Here is a 15773-nt window from a genome sequence, read left to right as displayed (position 1 = left end):
ACCAGGTTTAGAAACTCTTTATCGAGCCCTGGGCGGAACCGAGCGGGTACGACCGCTGCCGTCGATGGCAACGAACACAAACACCGCTTCGGTTACTTTACGCCACTCGCTGGACAGTGGATCGTCGCTCCAGACCTCGACCATCATCTTGATCGAGCTGCGGCCGATTTCCAGGGCCTGGGTATAAAAGGAAAGCTGAGCGCCCACCGCCACCGGAACCAGAAATGCCATGCGGTCGATTGCAACGGTGGCAACGCGCCCGCCAGCGACCTTGCTGGCCATCGCAGTGCCTGCCAAATCCATCTGCGCCACCAGCCAGCCGCCGAAAATGTCGCCAAAGCCGTTGGTTTCGCGAGGGAGCGCGGTGATTTGCAGGGCCAGGTCGCCTTGCGGGATCGGATCTTCTTGTTCGAGCTCTATCATGCCGGGGGTGCCTCTGACCCGTGACTCTTCGTTGGTATTGCTGGTGGTAGCCGTCTTCGGGAAAAACGATTCAGCACCGAACATACTGCGTTCGTCACGTTTTCCATAAGGCGCCTAAAGGGAAACTCTGCGAAATCGCCTATGAACCTGACAGGCGTTTTCGCACAGCAACCCTCAAAAACCGGAGCAAGGCTACGAGTATATCGGTCGGTAGACTCCGCGACGACCGTCCGGTTCTCATTTTGACCGTCAAAAACGCACCTCTATGTGCTTTTTCGAACAATTTGCTATCGTGCCGGACCTGCCCAGACCTCAACCAGCGTTGTTGAGGTTGCAGATCCGACTATAAGAGAAGCCCTTGCCATGACCACAGCGCCCTCGAGCATCGCGCAGCCAGAACAACCCGCACGTCCGCTGACCCGCAACGACTACAAGACTCTATCGCTGTCTGCCCTGGGCGGTGCGCTGGAGTTCTACGACTTCATCATCTTCGTGTTCTTCGCCACGGTGGTGGGCAAGCTGTTCTTCCCGGTGGACATGCCAGAGTGGCTACGCCTGATGCAGACCTTCGGCATCTTCGCCGCCGGCTACCTGGCACGGCCGCTGGGCGGCATCGTGATGGCGCATTTCGGCGACCTGCTGGGCCGCAAGAAAATGTTCACCCTGAGCATTTTCATGATGGCCGTGCCGACCCTGATCATGGGGTTGTTGCCGACCTATGCGCAGATCGGCATGTGGGCACCGATCCTGTTGCTGCTGATGCGGGTGATCCAGGGTGCGGCCATTGGCGGTGAGGTGCCGGGGGCGTGGGTCTTCGTTTCCGAACACGTGCCGCAGCGTCATATCGGCTACGCCTGTGGCACCCTGACCAGCGGTCTGACGGCGGGCATCCTGCTCGGCTCGCTGGTCGCCACGGCGATCAACAGCCTCTATACCCCGGTGGAAGTGTCGGATTACGCCTGGCGGATCCCGTTCCTGCTGGGCGGCGTGTTCGGACTGTTCTCGGTGTACCTGCGTCGCTGGCTGCACGAAACCCCGGTGTTCGCCGAGCTGCAACAGCGCAAGGCCCTGGCCGAAGAGGTGCCGCTGCGCGCGGTGCTGCGTGACCATCGTGGCGCCATCGCCATTTCAATGCTGCTCACCTGGCTGCTGTCTGCCGCCATCGTGGTGTTGATCCTGATGACCCCGACTGTGTTGCAGACGGTCTATCACTTCTCGCCAACCACGTCCTTGCAGGCGAACAGCCTGGCGATCGTCTTCCTGAGCTTTGGCTGCATCATCGCCGGCGCGCTGGCGGATCGCTTCGGCGCAGGGCGAGTCTTCGTCCTGGGCTGCGCTGCGTTGCTGGCCAGCTCCTGGACCTTCTATCACAGCCTGGCCGACCATCCGGACTGGCTGTTCCCGCTGTATGCGCTGACCGGTCTGCTGGTCGGCACCATCGGCGCGGTGCCCTACGTGATGGTCAAGGCTTTCCCGCCGGTAGTGCGTTTCAGCGGCTTGTCGTTCTCCTACAACGTGGCCTACGCCATTTTCGGTGGCCTGACGCCGATGATCGTCAGCCTGCTGCTCAAGGAAAGCCCGATGGGGCCTGCTTATTATGTGGCGGTGCTGTGTGGGGTCGGGATTGCGGTGGGGGCATATCTCTGGAAAAAAGGGCGCTAAGCGACCTTTCTCAGCGACTGCACTGACGCCTTCGCGAGCAAGCCCGCTCCCACATTCGATCGCATTTCTCCTGGAGGAGCGCGGTCAACTGTGGGAGCGGGCTTGTTCGCGAAGGCAGGCGACGCGAATCATCCTGCAAAAAATCCAAATACTGGCCTTTCATCCAATTGTCATATTTCAGCCATAGAGTGTTCACACGGCCTGCTGATACTTGGCCCCGACTTAACACACCCTATCTGCTAGGAGTAAGGCATGAAACTGAAGCGTTTGATGGCGGCAATGACTTTTGTCGCTGCTGGCGTTGCGACTGCCAACGCGGTTGCCGCTGTTGACCCTGCTATCCCGAGCTACACCAAGACCACTGGTGTGTCGGGCAACCTGTCCAGCGTCGGCTCCGATACCCTGGCCAACCTCATGACCCTCTGGGCTGAGAACTACAAGAAAGAATACCCGAACGTAAACATCCAGATTCAGGCCGCCGGTTCTTCTACCGCACCACCTGCGCTGACAGAAGGCACCGCTAACCTGGGCCCGATGAGCCGCAAGATGAAGGACAACGAACTGCAAGCCTTCGAAACCAAGTATGGCTACAAGCCGACCGCAATTCCGGTTGCCGTGGACGCCTTGGCCGTATTCGTGCACAAGGACAACCCTATCAAGGGTCTGACCATGGCTCAGGTCGACGCGATTTTCTCCTCGACTCGTCTGTGCGGCGCCAAGACCGATGTCAAAACCTGGGGTGACCTGGGCGTGACCGGTGACCTGGCCAACAAGCCAGTTCAACTGTTTGGTCGTAACTCGGTATCCGGTACCTACGGCTACTTCAAGGAAGAAGCCCTGTGCAAAGGCGACTTCAAGCCAAACGTCAACGAACAGCCAGGTTCGGCTTCGGTTGTGCAGTCGATCAGCAGCTCGCTGAACGGCGTCGGCTACTCGGGCATCGGGTACAAGACTGCCAGCGTGAAAACCGTTGCCCTGGCCAAGAAAGATGGCGGTGAATTCATCGAAGACACCGAAGAAAACGCCCTGAACGGCAAGTACCCGCTGTCGCGTTTCCTCTACGTTTACGTCAACAAAGCTCCAAACAAGCCTCTGGCTCCGCTGGAAGCCGAGTTCGTGAAACTGGTTCTGTCGAAACAGGGCCAGGAAGTTGTAGTGAAAGACGGCTACATCCCACTGCCAGCCAAGGTTGCTGCAAAAGCTCTGGCTGACCTGGGTCTCGCGGAAGGCGGCGCTGAAGTCGCAAAAAAGTAACAAATTGAGTCCGGGGTGACCCCCTCGGACTCACATGGGGGCGGCAGGAGTCACCCCCATACACCTCTAATTCTCTATCCACTGCTGGTTACCGCCAGCGGCGGATTTGTTGCGTCACTGCATTGTCATCTTTCTGTCATACAGGATCGCTAGGGTGTGCGCATGAATGATCTGGCCAATTCCAACATGACTACTAATCCCCCCAAGCGAATTGACTTCAATACGCCTGAGCTACAACGCAAGCGTCGCATCCGCGCGCTCAAGGATCGCTTCACCCGCTGGTACGTCCTTATCGGCGGCCTGGCGGTGCTGGCAGCCATCACACTGATCTTCTTCTTCCTTGCCTACATTGTCGCGCCCCTGTTCCAGGGTGCCAGCCTGACCGCCAAGGACGCTATTACGCCAGCCTGGATGCAAGACGCCGGCAAGCCGCTGATGATCTCCCTGGAAGAGCAGAACCAGGTGGCGATGCGGGTTTCCGACAAGGGCCAGGCATTGTTCTTCGACATCGACAGTGGCGCCGAACTCAAGCGCGTCGATTTGCCGGTTCCGGCCGGCACCACTGTGACCTCCATCGGTGAAGACCAGCCAGGCCACCCGCTGGTGGCGGTGGGTTTGTCCAACGGTCAGGCACTGGTGTTCCGTCACACCTATAAGGTCAGCTACCCGGAAGGCAAAAAGACCATTACCCCGGCCGTCGAGTACCCGTATGGCGAAGCGCCAATCTCGGTGAACGAAGCCGGCGGTGCGCTGGAGCACGTCAGCCTCAACGCCAACGATTCGACCCTGATGCTGGTGGGCTCCACCGGTTCGCAACTCAATGTTCTGTCGCTGACCAGCGAAGAGAACATGATGACCGGCGAAGTCACCAACGAGCAGAAGCGCATCGACCTGCCGCAGATGACCGAGCCGGTGAAGAGCATCTTCGTCGACCCGCGTCAGCAGTGGCTGTACGTGATCAACGGGCGTGCCCAGGCTGACGTGTTCAGCTTGCGCGACAAGAGCCTCAACGGTCGCTACAAACTGCTTGAAGACGGTGAAGCGCAAGTCACCGCCAGCACCCAGCTGGTGGGCGGCATCTCGCTGATCATCGGCGATTCCAAGGGTGGCCTGGCCCAGTGGTTCATGGCCCGCGATCCCGATGGCGAACAACGCCTGAAGCAGATCCGCACCTTCCAGATGGGCACTACGCCGATCGTTGAAATCACCGCCGAAGAGCGCCGCAAGGGCTTCGTTGCCCTGGACGCTTCCGGCAAGCTTGGCGTGTTCCACAGTACTGCCCACCGCACCTTGCTGGTGGAACCCGTCGCTGAGGGCCAGGGCGTTTTCGGTCTGTCGCCTCGCGCCAACCGCGTAATCGTTGAAGCCGGCGGCAAGCTGCATCCGCTGCTGCTCGACAACCCGCACCCGGAAGTGTCGTGGAGCGCGTTGTGGAGCAAGGTCTGGTACGAGAACTACGACGAGCCTAAATACGTCTGGCAATCGACCGCCGCCAACACCGACTTCGAACCCAAGCTGAGCCTGTCACCGCTGACCTTCGGTACCCTGAAAGCCGCGTTTTACGCCATGTTGCTGGCCGCTCCACTGGCCGTTGCCGCTGCGATCTACACCGCGTACTTCATGGCCCCGGGCATGCGCCGCAAGGTCAAGCCGGTGATCGAATTGATGGAAGCGATGCCGACGGTGATCCTCGGTTTCTTCGCCGGCCTGTTCCTCGCGCCCTATGTGGAAGGGCACTTGCCGGGCATCTTCAGCCTGCTGATGTTGCTGCCGATCGGCATTCTGGTCGCCGGTTTCACCTTCAGCCGACTGCCTGAGTCGATCCGCCTGAAAGTCCCGGACGGTTGGGAAAGTGCGCTGCTGATTCCGGTGATCCTGTTTGTGGGCTGGCTGTCGCTGTACATGAGCCCGTTCATGGAGAACTGGTTCTTCGGCGGCGACATGCGCATGTGGATCTCCCACGACCTTGGCATCACCTACGACCAGCGCAACGCCCTGGTGGTCGGCCTGGCCATGGGCTTCGCGGTTATCCCGAACATCTACTCCATCGCTGAAGACGCCGTGTTCAGCGTGCCTCGCGGCCTGACCCTGGGCTCCCTGGCCCTCGGTGCCACGCCGTGGCAGACCATGACTCGCGTGGTGATCCTCACCGCGAGCCCGGGCATCTTCTCGGCACTGATGATCGGCATGGGCCGTGCGGTCGGTGAAACCATGATCGTGCTGATGGCCACCGGTAACACCCCGGTCATGGAAATGAACCTGTTCGAAGGCCTGCGCACGCTGGCCGCCAACGTCGCGGTGGAAATGCCGGAGTCGGAAGTCGGCGGCAGCCACTACCGCGTGCTGTTCCTCTCGGCGCTGGTGCTGCTGTTGTTCACCTTCGTCATGAACACCCTCGCAGAACTGATTCGTCAGCGTCTGCGCAAGAAATACTCGTCGCTTTAAGAAAGGTAGAAGTCTGTGAAACAGAACTCCCTGAAAGGATGGTTCAAGAGCGGCGCCCCCGGCGTCTGGATCAGCGGTGGCGCGGTGTCCATCGCGGTCATCATGACCATTGGCCTGCTGGCAGTGATTGCCGTGCGCGGCCTGGGTCACTTCTGGCCGGCGGATCTGATCCACGCTAGCTACGACGTACCGGGCCAGGGCCAGCACCTGGTGATCGGCGAAATCGTACAGAAGGAAGAAGTGCCACGTGCCCGTCTGAAGAGCGCCGGCCTGCCGGTGCCTGACGAAGGCCCTGAGTTCATGACTCGCGAGCTGATCAAGGTCGGCAACCGTGACCTGAACGGCAACGACTTTACCTGGGTCGTCGGCGAGTGGCTGACCAACCAGACGACGCCGCCGGAGTTGATGGCGATCGAGCGGCGTGAGTGGGGCAACTTCTACGGTTACCTGGTCAACGTCAAACAGGACGGCAAGGTTGTCGCTGAAGGCGAAGCCGCATGGCCTGAGTTGCAAGCCCGTGTCGATCGCGTGAACAAGCTGGCCGCACAGCTCAAGAGCCTGGAAAAAACCGACATCGGCGCGATCAACGCCGGTCTTGAGCGCGTTCGCCTGCACGGTCGCAAGCTGGAGCTGGATGGCAAGCTCGACGCCGCCGCACAAGCGGACATGGAATCGGAGCGCGCCGAACTCAATGCCCGCTATCAGGATGTTGAAGCGCGCCTGAACGATCTGCATGCGCAGTTCAACCGCGACAGCCTGACCGCCCGTGATGCGAACGGTAAGGAAATCGAAATCGGCATCGGCAAGGTGGTTCACGCCTACCAGCCGAACGCCATGAGCACGACCACCAAGATCGGCTTCTACTTCAGCAAGGTCTGGGAGTTCCTGAGCGATGACCCGCGTGAAGCGAACACCGAGGGCGGTATCTTCCCGGCCATTTTCGGCACCGTGATGATGACCCTGATCATGGCGATGATCGTGACCCCGTTCGGCGTGCTGGCGGCGGTGTACCTGCGTGAATACGCCAAGCAGAACACCCTGACCCGGGTGATCCGCATCGCGGTGAACAACCTGGCCGGTGTTCCGGCCATCGTTTACGGGGTGTTCGGCCTGGGTTTCTTCGTCTATGTGCTGGGCGGCTCGCTCGACCGTCTGTTCTTCCCGGAAGCCTTGCCGGCGCCGACCTTTGGCACGCCGGGCCTGCTCTGGGCTTCGCTGACCCTGGCGCTGCTGGCAGTGCCGGTGGTGATCGTGGCCACTGAAGAAGGTCTGGCGCGGATTCCTCGCACCGTGCGTGAAGGCTCGTTGGCCCTCGGCGCGACCAAGGCTGAAACCTTGTGGAAGATCGTATTGCCGATGGCCAGCCCGGCAATGATGACCGGCATGATCCTCGCCGTGGCTCGTGCCGCGGGTGAAGTGGCGCCGCTGATGCTGGTGGGTGTGGTGAAACTGGCGCCGTCGTTGCCGGTGGACGGTAACTACCCGTATCTGCACCTGGACCAGAAGATCATGCACCTGGGCTTCCACATCTATGACGTCGGCTTCCAGAGCCCGAACGTCGAAGCCGCACGACCGCTGGTGTACGCCACGGCGCTGTTGCTGGTGCTGGTGATCGCGACGCTGAACCTGTCGGCGGTGTACATCCGCAACCACCTGCGCGAGAAGTACAAGGCGCTGGACAGCTGATTTGCAGCACTGATTTCTATGTGGGAGCGAGCCTGCTCGCGAAGGCATCACCGCGGTTTCAGAGTCAAACCGCAGTGCCTGAATCGCGAGCAGGCTCGCTCCCACAAAAAACGAACCGAATTTGTTAGCACAGGGAGCCTCCCATGCAGCACGAAGCACATACCCACGGCATCAACATGTCGGCACTGGGTCGCGATAAACAGAGCCTGAGCCTCGAGCAGGAAACCGTAGCCATCGAAGTACCTGGCCTGAGCCTGTTCTACGGTGAGAAGCAAGCGCTGTACGACGTCAGCATGAACATTCCGAAACAGCGCGTGACCGCCTTCATCGGCCCGTCCGGCTGTGGCAAGTCGACGCTACTGCGCACCTTCAACCGCATGAACGACCTGGTGGATGGCTGCCGTGTCGAAGGCGAGATCAACCTGTACGGCAACAACATCTACCGCAAGGGCGAAGACGTGGCCGAGCTGCGTCGTCGCGTCGGCATGGTGTTCCAGAAGCCCAACCCGTTCCCGAAAACCATCTACGAAAACGTGGTTTACGGCCTGCGCATTCAGGGCATCAACAAGAAGCGCGTGCTCGACGAAGCCGTCGAGTGGGCACTCAAGGGCGCGGCGCTGTGGGACGAAGTCAAAGATCGCCTGCACGAGTCGGCACTGGGCCTGTCCGGTGGTCAGCAGCAGCGTCTGGTGATCGCCCGCACCATTGCCGTTGAGCCGGAAGTGTTGCTGCTCGACGAACCCTGCTCGGCACTCGACCCGATCTCCACGCTGAAAGTCGAAGAGTTGATCTACGAACTGAAATCCAAGTTCACCATCGTGATCGTGACCCACAACATGCAGCAGGCGGCGCGGGTTTCCGACTACACCGCGTTCATGTACATGGGCAAACTGGTGGAATTTGGCGACACCGACACCCTGTTCACCAATCCGGCGAAGAAGCAGACCGAAGACTACATCACCGGTCGCTATGGCTAGCAGCAGCTACGAGCCGCAAGCTTCAAGCGGCAAGTCAGGGTAGTTCGGGTACAACACATCAGCTTGCAGCTTGTAGCTTGCAGCTCACAGCTTTTGCGGAGCAGACAACATGATTTCTAAGGAAGGCCTTACACACCACATCTCCCAGCAGTTCAACGCCGAACTGGAGGAAGTGCGCAGCCACCTCCTGGCCATGGGCGGGCTGGTCGAGAAGCAGGTCAACGACGCGGTCACTGCGCTGATCGAGGCCGACTCCGGCCTGGCCCAGCAGGTGCGCGAGATCGACGACCAGATCAACCAGATGGAGCGCAACATCGACGAAGAATGCCTGCGCATTCTGGCCCGTCGTCAGCCAGCAGCGTCCGACCTGCGACTGATCATCAGCATTTCCAAATCGGTGATCGACCTGGAGCGCATCGGTGACGAAGCGACCAAGATCGCCCGTCGCGCCATTCAGCTATGCGAAGAAGGCGAGGCACCGCGCGGTTACGTCGAAGTGCGCCACATCGGTGACCAGGTGCGCAACATGGTCCGTGATGCATTGGACGCCTTTGCCCGTTTCGATGCCGAACTGGCCTTGTCGGTGGCGCAGTACGACAAGATCATCGACCGCGAATACAAGACCGCCCTGCGTGAGCTGGCGACCTACATGATGGAAGATCCGCGTTCTATCTCGCGGGTTCTGAGCATTATCTGGGTACTGCGTTCGCTGGAGCGTATCGGCGACCACGCGCGCAATATCTCGGAACTGGTGATTTACCTGGTACGTGGCACCGACGTGCGACACCTGGGTCTCAAGCGCATGAAGGAAGAAGTCGAAGGAACAACCGGCGAAACCGCTAATGTTCCGGGCAAAACTGACGATAAGTAAGGTTGCCCAAGTAAAGCGCCCGGCCTGTTGGCCGGGCGTTTTTGTTTGTGGCCTACGTATTCGAAAAGCAGCACCCGTGAACGAAAAGTCCGGCGTGACTGAAGGTTTTTTGGCAATGTGCCATCAGCAAGGCAGTATGCTGGCCGGGATTTTTTAAAGGGGTGGTGGATGAGTAAGGTCAGTGTGTTGGTCGTGGACGACGCGTCGTTCATTCGTGACTTGGTGAAAAAGTGCCTGCGCAATTATTTCCCGGGCATGCGGATCGAAGACGCGATCAACGGCAGAAAGGCCCAAGCCATGCTGGCCAAGGAAGCATTCGATCTGGTCCTGTGCGACTGGGAAATGCCGGAAATGTCCGGCCTGGAACTGCTGACCTGGTGTCGTGAGCAAGACAGCCTCAAAGCCATGCCCTTCGTGATGGTGACCAGCCGTGGCGACAAGGAGAACGTCGTCCAGGCGATCCAGGCCGGGGTATCCGGTTATGTCAGCAAGCCGTTCACCAACGAACAACTGATCATCAAGGTCAAGCAGGCGCTGCACAAGGTCGGCAAACTCGATGCCTTGATCAACGTCGCCGCGACCAAAACCAGCCCTGCATTCGCCAACGACTCCCTGGCCGCCCTGACCGCTGGCAAGGCGCCCGTCACCACGCCAACAGCTGCGCCCGCACCGTCCAAAGGCTTGCTCAACAGCCCGCCGGTCAAGGTGCCTGCGGCCTCTTCAGTACCCGCCAGCGGCCGTGGCCAGGGTCAACTGCGTTTGCCGAACGGCATCCAGCAGTGCGTGATCAAGGCCCTGAGCCTCAAGGAAGCCCTGTTGGTGGTCAAGCGCACCGAGACCCTGCCGCAGATCCTCGACAGCGCCGTGCTGGACCTGGAGCAGGGCGACAATGCCGAAATCGCCCGCCTCAACGGCTATCTGCATGCCGTCGTGGCCCACGAACCGAAACCCGACAGCGACTGGCTGCAACTGACCTTCCGCTTTGTCGATCAGGATGCGCAGAAGCTCGATTACATCTCGCGCCTGATTGCGCGGGGGACGGCGCAGAAGCACTTCATTCCTGGCGCTTGATATAGGGTCGCCTGACAGTCCGCTTTCGCGAGCAGGCTCGCTCCCACATTTGTAATGCGTTCTCATGTGGGAGCGAGCCTGCTCGCGAAGGGGCCGACACTGTTACCGCAAATCTGCTGAACACCTTTTCTGAAACATCTGCCGACTACCCGAGTCCATAGCAGCTGCTAGGCTCCATCTCAGTTCCCACTCGACAGAATCTTTGCCCATGTTCACGCGCCTGCTGTTTTTCTGTGGCCTGTTCATGGTCGCCACCTCGGCCGTGGCCATGACCATCTACAAGTCCAAAGACGCCAATGGCGTTGTTTCCTACAGCGACCGCCCCAGCAAAGGCGCCCATGTGTTCGTTTTCCGCGATGGCATGGTCGAGCACCTTGAGCGTCAGGTGCGCCTCATCATCATGAAGAAGAACGGCGTACACAGTGTGTACGTGCGCAATGACCTGTATGCGCCGGTAGAGGTCGAATTGAGTTTTTCCAGGGTGAAGAACGCCAGCGGTGTGCCGGGCAGGACGATTCGGCGCGTGATACCGATGCGCAGCAGCGTTCGCCTGGCGCAGCTCACGGCGGCCAAAGGTGGAAGGCCCCTCGCGTACGTCCCGAAGTTCAAGTATTCCTTGGGCGACCCCTCAGGACCCACGGTGGGCTATCGGTACCCGTTGCCCTGGCGTGGCGGCCCGTTCCGGATCAGTCAGGGTGCCAACGGGCCCTACAGCCACTTCGGCCCCAAGAGCCGTTACGCCATGGACATCGCGATGCCCGAGGGCACACCGATCATTGCCGCGCGAGGCGGGGTGGTGGTGAAGACCGAGAACAGACAGAGCGGGCGCGGCACCGATGCCTCCGGCAATTTCGTGCGGGTGCTGCACGATGACGGGACCATGGGTGTTTACCTGCACCTGAAGAAGGGCTCGGTCCGCGTTCGGGAAGGTCAGCGGGTAACGGTAGGGAGTGCTTTGGCGTTGTCCGGCAACACCGGCAACAGCACCGGGCCGCATTTGCACTTCGTGGTTCAGCGCAATACCGGGCTGGGGCTGGTGTCGATTCCGTACCAGTTCAACCAGCCGGTGGGTGCTTTGCCCAACTTTGCGTTGGGCAAGCAGTGAAGGCGATCAATTGTGGCGAGGGGGCTTGTCGGAACGCCGCACCGCCCCGTTGGGCTGCGAAGCGGCCCTGAATCCAGTGAATACGTTTTTGCTGAAATACCGCGAACAATGGCTTTGGGACGGCTTCGCCGTCCAACGGGGGCAAGCCCCCTCGCCACAAAAAGTCCGTCAGCCACAGATCAGTCGAGCATCAACACCTTGGCCAGGACAATCTTCGGCCCCTTCATCTTCTTGATGATGATCCGCAGGCCTTCGACTTCCAGCACTTCTTCCTCTTCCGGAACGCGCTTGAGGCTCTCATAGACCAGCCCTGCAAGGGTTTCGGCTTCGACGTGGTCGAGGTCGATACCCAACAGTCGTTCAACCTTGAACAGCGGCGTATCGCCCCGTACCAGCAACTTGCCCGGCTGGTACGCGAGGATCCCGCGCTCGGCCTTGCGGTGTTCGTCCTGGATGTCGCCCACCAGCACTTCCAGAACGTCTTCCATGGTCAGGTAGCCGATGATGTTGCCATCGGCCTCTTCGACCACGGCGAAGTGCGAACCGCCCTTGCGGAACTGCTCCAGCAACTGCGACAGCGGCATGTGCCGCGACACGCGCTCCAGCGGGCGGGTCAGTTCGGCGAGGTTGAACGACTCGGGAATGTGGTCCAGCGCCGCCAGTTCCAGCAGCAGATCCTTGATGTGCAGCAGACCGACGAATTCCTGGCGTTCGCTGTCGTACACCGGATAGCGGCTGAACTTGTGGCGACGGAACATCGCCAGGATCTGCTTGAGCGGTGCGTTGAACTCCAGGGTCACCAGGTCTTCGCGGGAGTTGGCCCAGTCGACCACTTCCAGTTCGCCCATCTCCACTGCCGAGGCCAGCACGCGCATGCCTTGGTCGCTCGGGTCCTGGCCACGGCTGGAGTGCAGGATCAGTTTCAGCTCTTCACGGCTGTAGTGATGCTCGTGATGCGGGCCGGGCTCACCTTGCCCTGCAATGCGCAGGATGGTGTTGGCGCTGGCGTTGAGCAGGTAGATGGCCGGGTACATGGCCCAATAGAACAGGTACAGCGGCACGGCGGTCCACAGCGACAGCAATTCGGGTTTGCGGATCGCCCAGGATTTCGGGGCGAGCTCACCGACCACGATGTGCAGGTACGAAATGATGAAGAACGCGGTGAAGAACGAGATGCCTTTGACCACTTCGGCCGATTCAACGCCGACAGCGCTCAACACCGGCTCAAGAATGTGGGCAAACGCGGGTTCACCGACCCAACCCAGGCCCAGGGAGGCGAGGGTGATACCCAATTGGCAGGCCGACAGGTACGCATCGAGCTGACTGTGCACGGTGCGCAGGATGTGCCCGCGCCAGCCGTTTTTGTCAGCGATGGCCTCGACCCGGGTCGAGCGCAGCTTGACCATGGCAAATTCCGCCGCAACGAAAAAGCCGTTGAGCAAAACCAGGATCAGAGCAAAAAGAATCATGCCGAAGTCGGCGAAAATTGTAGCGAGGGTCAAGCCAGGGGAAGGGTCCATGATGGAGTTTTGCGGGTTCCGTGTATTCGAGAGGGAAGAAAAATCCGCGCCTGAAGGGCAGGCGCAAGTCAGCCAATGTAGCGGCTGACCGGTCAGTTGCCTAGTGGCGCGTGCTGACCGGTATCAATCGGCGGTGCTGATAACCCGTGATTTGGTGACCTGGGCCGGGGCAAAGTGGCAGGTAAAGGTACTGCCGTGACCCGGTACGCTGCTGATTTCCATCCGTGCCCGATGACGTAACAAAACGTGTTTGACGATCGCCAGCCCCAGGCCGGTGCCACCGGTATTGGAGTTGCGGCTGGAGTCGACGCGATAGAAGCGTTCGGTCAGGCGTGGCAGGTGTTTGGTATCGATGCCGATCCCGGAATCCTGCACGCTCAGGTGTGCCCCCTGGTCATCGCCCCACCAGCGAATGCGGATGTTGCCTTCGGCCGGGGTGTATTTCACCGCGTTGAACACCAGGTTGGAAAACGCGCTGCGCAACTCCGCCTCGCTGCCCTTGAGCAGAGTCATCGGGTCGGCGTCCAGGGTTATTTTCTGGTTTTTCTGGCCGGACAACTGCTGCGCATCGCTCTTGATCGATTGCAGCAAGCCGTCGATCGGCACCGGCTGGTTGTCCGATGGATAATCGGTGGCTTCCAGCTTGGCCAGCAACAACAGGTCGTTGAGCAGGGTCTGCATGCGCCCGCCTTGTTGCTGCATCTGCTGCAAGGCACGGCCCCAGCGCGGGTTCACCTCGTCGACGTTATCGAGCAGGGTTTCCAGGTAGCCGCAGATCACCGTCAACGGTGTGCGCAGTTCATGGGAAACGTTGGCAATGAAGTCTTTGCGCATTTGCTCAAGCTGATGGATGCGCGTCACATCGCGCACCAGCATCAAGTGTTCGTTGTTGCCGTAACGGGTGATGTACAACTGGATGCGCACGCGGTCGTTGGTCGGAGAAGGAATTTCCAGCGGTTCGGCGTAGCTGTCTTGCTCGAAGTATTCCTTGAAGCGCGGATGGCGCACCAGATTGGTCACCGGCTGGCCACTGTCCTGCGGGGTCTTGAGGCCCAGCAGGGTTTCGGCGGCGCGGTTCCACCACTCCAGGTTGCCGTCGGTGTCGAGCATGATCACCGCGTCTTTCAGCGCGGCGGTGGATTCCTGAACCCGGTCGATCACCGCTTGCAGGCGCCCGCGTACCCGTTGGTCGCGGCGCTGCAGGTGGTAGATGCTGTCGAACACCTCGCCCCACAGGCCGTAGCCGTCGGGCGGCGCTTCATCGGGTTTGTGCAGGCGCAGCCACTCGTGCAGACGCAGCAATTGCTTGAGGGTCCAGGCCAGGTAAAGACCCAGGCCTGCGGCGAGGCTCCAGCCGTAATAGCCGGTGATCAGGCCGATCACCAGGCAGGCGGTGACCAGTAGCAGCATGTGGCGAATCAGGGTGCCATGCCAGTTTTGGTTCACTTGACGCGCGTCCTTGTCAGCTTGTCGGGCGGTAAGGGTCCGGGTCAGGCTTTGGTAGAAAAGCGGTAACCGGTGCCGCGCACGGTTTGTACCAGATTTTCGTAAGCATCGCCGAGGGCTTTGCGCAGACGCCGAATGTGCACGTCGACGGTACGCTCTTCGACATAGACGTTGCCGCCCCAGACCTGATCCAGCAACTGGCCACGGGTGTAGGCGCGCTCCTGGTGGGTCATGAAGAATTGCAGCAGGCGGTATTCGGTCGGGCCCATCTCGGCGGGACGGCCGTCGATGGTCACGCGGTGGCTGATCGGGTCCAGCAGCAGGCCGCCGACTTCGATTGGCGCCTCGCCATCGGTCGGGCCGGTACGGCGTAGTACCGCCTTCAGACGCGCCACCAGCTCACGGGGGGAAAACGGCTTGGTGATGTAGTCGTCGGCGCCGACTTCCAGGCCCTGGATCTTGTTGTCCTCTTCACCCTTGGCGGTGAGCATGATGATCGGGATGTCCCCGGTCAATTCATCACGCTTGAGGCGACGGGCCAGCTCGATGCCGGAGGTGCCGGGCAGCATCCAGTCGAGCAGGATCAGGTCCGGTTTGCGGTCGACGATAATGGCGTGGGCCTGCTGGGAGTTTTCCGCCTCCAGGCAGTCATAGCCGGCCATTTCCAACGCAACGGCGATCATTTCGCGAATAGGCGCTTCGTCGTCGACGATCAGAATGCTCCTGCCAACCATGCCCAAAATCCTCTTGTCATTTAACTGTCTTGCGCCGCATTAGATAACGGAATTATTGCAGTCGTGTGACAGTATTTTAGTCGACCGGCGATTGGCTGGATCCTGGGCTAAGCTCTAAGTCCGGATCCTGACAACCACAAGAGGAAGGTTTCCATGAACTACATTGCTCAATCCTGGAAGGCTTTGCTGGTCACTGCTGCGTTAACGCTGCCGACACTGGCCTTTGCCGCCGACCCGGCGATGATGAAAGACGGCATGATGGTCGACCATAAGGGCATGACGGTCTACACGTTCGACAAGGACGCGGGCGGCAAGTCGATGTGCAACGGTGACTGCGCCAAATACTGGCCGCCAATGATGGCGCCGGCGGGTGCCAAGGCCGAAGGTAAATGGACAGTCGTCAAGCGTGACGATGGCTCGATGCAATGGGCCTATGACGGCAAGCCGCTGTACTACTACGAGGACGACAAAAAACCCGGAGACATGACGGGTGACAAGAAAAAAGATGTCTGGCACGTCGTTCGCGAGCATATGTAACACCGCAAAAGAATCGCAGTCTTCGGGTAGGAACTGCCGAAG

The 15773-nt window shown here is 60.1% G+C and carries 13 protein-coding genes; 9 read left to right on the top strand and 4 right to left on the bottom strand.

The window, feature by feature from the left end; translation table 11 throughout:
- Window positions 1–18: 18 nt before the first annotated feature.
- A complete protein-coding gene (locus Q8X48_RS11115; RefSeq protein WP_007942704.1) occupies window positions 19–423 on the bottom strand; it encodes an acyl-CoA thioesterase in 405 nt (134 codons plus the stop codon).
- A 363-nt stretch (window positions 424–786) separates the two neighbouring features.
- Between Q8X48_RS11115 and Q8X48_RS11110 the strand changes: the two genes are divergently transcribed.
- The 8 genes from Q8X48_RS11110 (at window position 787) to Q8X48_RS11075 (ending at window position 11494) form a co-directional block, all read left to right on the top strand.
- A complete protein-coding gene (locus Q8X48_RS11110; RefSeq protein WP_126048331.1) occupies window positions 787–2085 on the top strand; it encodes an MFS transporter in 1299 nt (432 codons plus the stop codon).
- 252 nt (window positions 2086–2337) lie between these two features.
- Window positions 2338–3339, top strand: coding sequence for a phosphate ABC transporter substrate-binding protein PstS (locus tag Q8X48_RS11105; protein ID WP_015097393.1), 1002 nt, complete (start codon window positions 2338–2340; stop codon window positions 3337–3339).
- Window positions 3340–3750: 411 nt separating this feature from the next.
- Window positions 3751–5784 (top strand): ABC transporter permease subunit, encoded by a 2034-nt coding sequence (locus Q8X48_RS11100; RefSeq protein ID WP_193601780.1) that lies wholly within the window; start codon window positions 3751–3753, stop codon window positions 5782–5784.
- A gap of 15 nt (window positions 5785–5799) precedes the next feature.
- Window positions 5800–7470, top strand: coding sequence for a phosphate ABC transporter permease PstA (gene pstA / locus Q8X48_RS11095; protein ID WP_095964356.1), 1671 nt, complete (start codon window positions 5800–5802; stop codon window positions 7468–7470).
- A 143-nt stretch (window positions 7471–7613) separates the two neighbouring features.
- Window positions 7614–8447, top strand: coding sequence for a phosphate ABC transporter ATP-binding protein PstB (gene pstB, locus Q8X48_RS11090; RefSeq protein ID WP_015097390.1), 834 nt, complete (start codon window positions 7614–7616; stop codon window positions 8445–8447).
- 109 nt (window positions 8448–8556) lie between these two features.
- Entirely contained in the window at window positions 8557–9318 is a 762-nt protein-coding gene (gene phoU / locus Q8X48_RS11085) for a phosphate signaling complex protein PhoU (protein WP_015097389.1), read from the top strand.
- 168 nt (window positions 9319–9486) lie between these two features.
- Window positions 9487–10389 carry a response regulator gene (locus Q8X48_RS11080; protein WP_407800757.1) on the top strand — a complete coding sequence of 301 codons (903 nt, stop codon included), beginning with the start codon at window positions 9487–9489 and terminating at the stop codon, window positions 10387–10389.
- A 208-nt stretch (window positions 10390–10597) separates the two neighbouring features.
- The gene (locus tag Q8X48_RS11075) at window positions 10598–11494 is read left to right on the top strand and encodes a peptidoglycan DD-metalloendopeptidase family protein (RefSeq protein ID WP_407800758.1); all 897 of its coding nucleotides are present in this window, start codon (window positions 10598–10600) and stop codon (window positions 11492–11494) included.
- A 179-nt stretch (window positions 11495–11673) separates the two neighbouring features.
- Here the strand turns inward: Q8X48_RS11075 and Q8X48_RS11070 are convergent, their stop codons facing one another.
- The 3 genes from Q8X48_RS11070 to phoB all read right to left on the bottom strand — a co-directional run bounded on the left by Q8X48_RS11070 (window position 11674) and on the right by phoB (window position 15194).
- The gene (locus tag Q8X48_RS11070; protein ID WP_007975205.1) at window positions 11674–13014 is read right to left on the bottom strand and encodes a hemolysin family protein; all 1341 of its coding nucleotides are present in this window, start codon (window positions 13012–13014) and stop codon (window positions 11674–11676) included.
- A gap of 123 nt (window positions 13015–13137) precedes the next feature.
- Window positions 13138–14424: a phosphate regulon sensor histidine kinase PhoR gene (gene phoR, locus Q8X48_RS11065; RefSeq protein ID WP_407800779.1), complete on the bottom strand. Its 1287-nt coding sequence runs from the start codon at window positions 14422–14424 to the stop codon at window positions 13138–13140.
- Between the two features lie 80 nt (window positions 14425–14504).
- Window positions 14505–15194: a phosphate regulon transcriptional regulator PhoB gene (gene phoB / locus Q8X48_RS11060; protein ID WP_015097384.1), complete on the bottom strand. Its 690-nt coding sequence runs from the start codon at window positions 15192–15194 to the stop codon at window positions 14505–14507.
- 153 nt (window positions 15195–15347) lie between these two features.
- Here phoB and Q8X48_RS11055 point away from each other — a divergent pair, with 153 nt between their 5' ends.
- Entirely contained in the window at window positions 15348–15731 is a 384-nt protein-coding gene (locus Q8X48_RS11055; protein ID WP_407800759.1) for a COG4315 family predicted lipoprotein, read from the top strand.
- Window positions 15732–15773 lie beyond the last annotated feature (42 nt).

It is taken from the genome of Pseudomonas sp. QLc11A, assembly GCF_052112305.1.
In the GTDB taxonomy this organism is placed as follows: Bacteria; Pseudomonadota; Gammaproteobacteria; order Pseudomonadales; family Pseudomonadaceae; genus Aquipseudomonas; species Aquipseudomonas laurylsulfatiphila.
The sequence above is the reverse complement of the archived record's forward strand: the minus strand, read 5'-3'. Positions and strand labels throughout refer to the sequence as shown.

What these genes read in the sequence shown, in the direction of transcription:
- pstB (WP_015097390.1), top strand. Translation starts at nt 7,614, where the DNA reads ATGCAGCACGAAGCACATACCCACGGCATCAACATGTCGGCACTGGGT.
- Q8X48_RS11105 (WP_015097393.1), top strand. Translation starts at nt 2,338, where the DNA reads ATGAAACTGAAGCGTTTGATGGCGGCAATGACTTTTGTCGCTGCTGGC.
- Q8X48_RS11100 (WP_193601780.1), top strand. Translation starts at nt 3,751, where the DNA reads ATGCAAGACGCCGGCAAGCCGCTGATGATCTCCCTGGAAGAGCAGAAC.
- Q8X48_RS11115 (WP_007942704.1), bottom strand. Translation starts at nt 423, where the DNA reads ATGATAGAGCTCGAACAAGAAGATCCGATCCCGCAAGGCGACCTGGCC.
- phoR (WP_407800779.1), bottom strand. Translation starts at nt 14,424, where the DNA reads ATGCTGCTACTGGTCACCGCCTGCCTGGTGATCGGCCTGATCACCGGC.
- phoU (WP_015097389.1), top strand. Translation starts at nt 8,557, where the DNA reads ATGATTTCTAAGGAAGGCCTTACACACCACATCTCCCAGCAGTTCAAC.
- Q8X48_RS11075 (WP_407800758.1), top strand. Translation starts at nt 10,598, where the DNA reads ATGTTCACGCGCCTGCTGTTTTTCTGTGGCCTGTTCATGGTCGCCACC.
- Q8X48_RS11110 (WP_126048331.1), top strand. Translation starts at nt 787, where the DNA reads ATGACCACAGCGCCCTCGAGCATCGCGCAGCCAGAACAACCCGCACGT.
- Q8X48_RS11055 (WP_407800759.1), top strand. Translation starts at nt 15,348, where the DNA reads ATGAACTACATTGCTCAATCCTGGAAGGCTTTGCTGGTCACTGCTGCG.
- phoB (WP_015097384.1), bottom strand. Translation starts at nt 15,194, where the DNA reads ATGGTTGGCAGGAGCATTCTGATCGTCGACGACGAAGCGCCTATTCGC.
- Q8X48_RS11070 (WP_007975205.1), bottom strand. Translation starts at nt 13,014, where the DNA reads ATGGACCCTTCCCCTGGCTTGACCCTCGCTACAATTTTCGCCGACTTC.
- Q8X48_RS11080 (WP_407800757.1), top strand. Translation starts at nt 9,487, where the DNA reads ATGAGTAAGGTCAGTGTGTTGGTCGTGGACGACGCGTCGTTCATTCGT.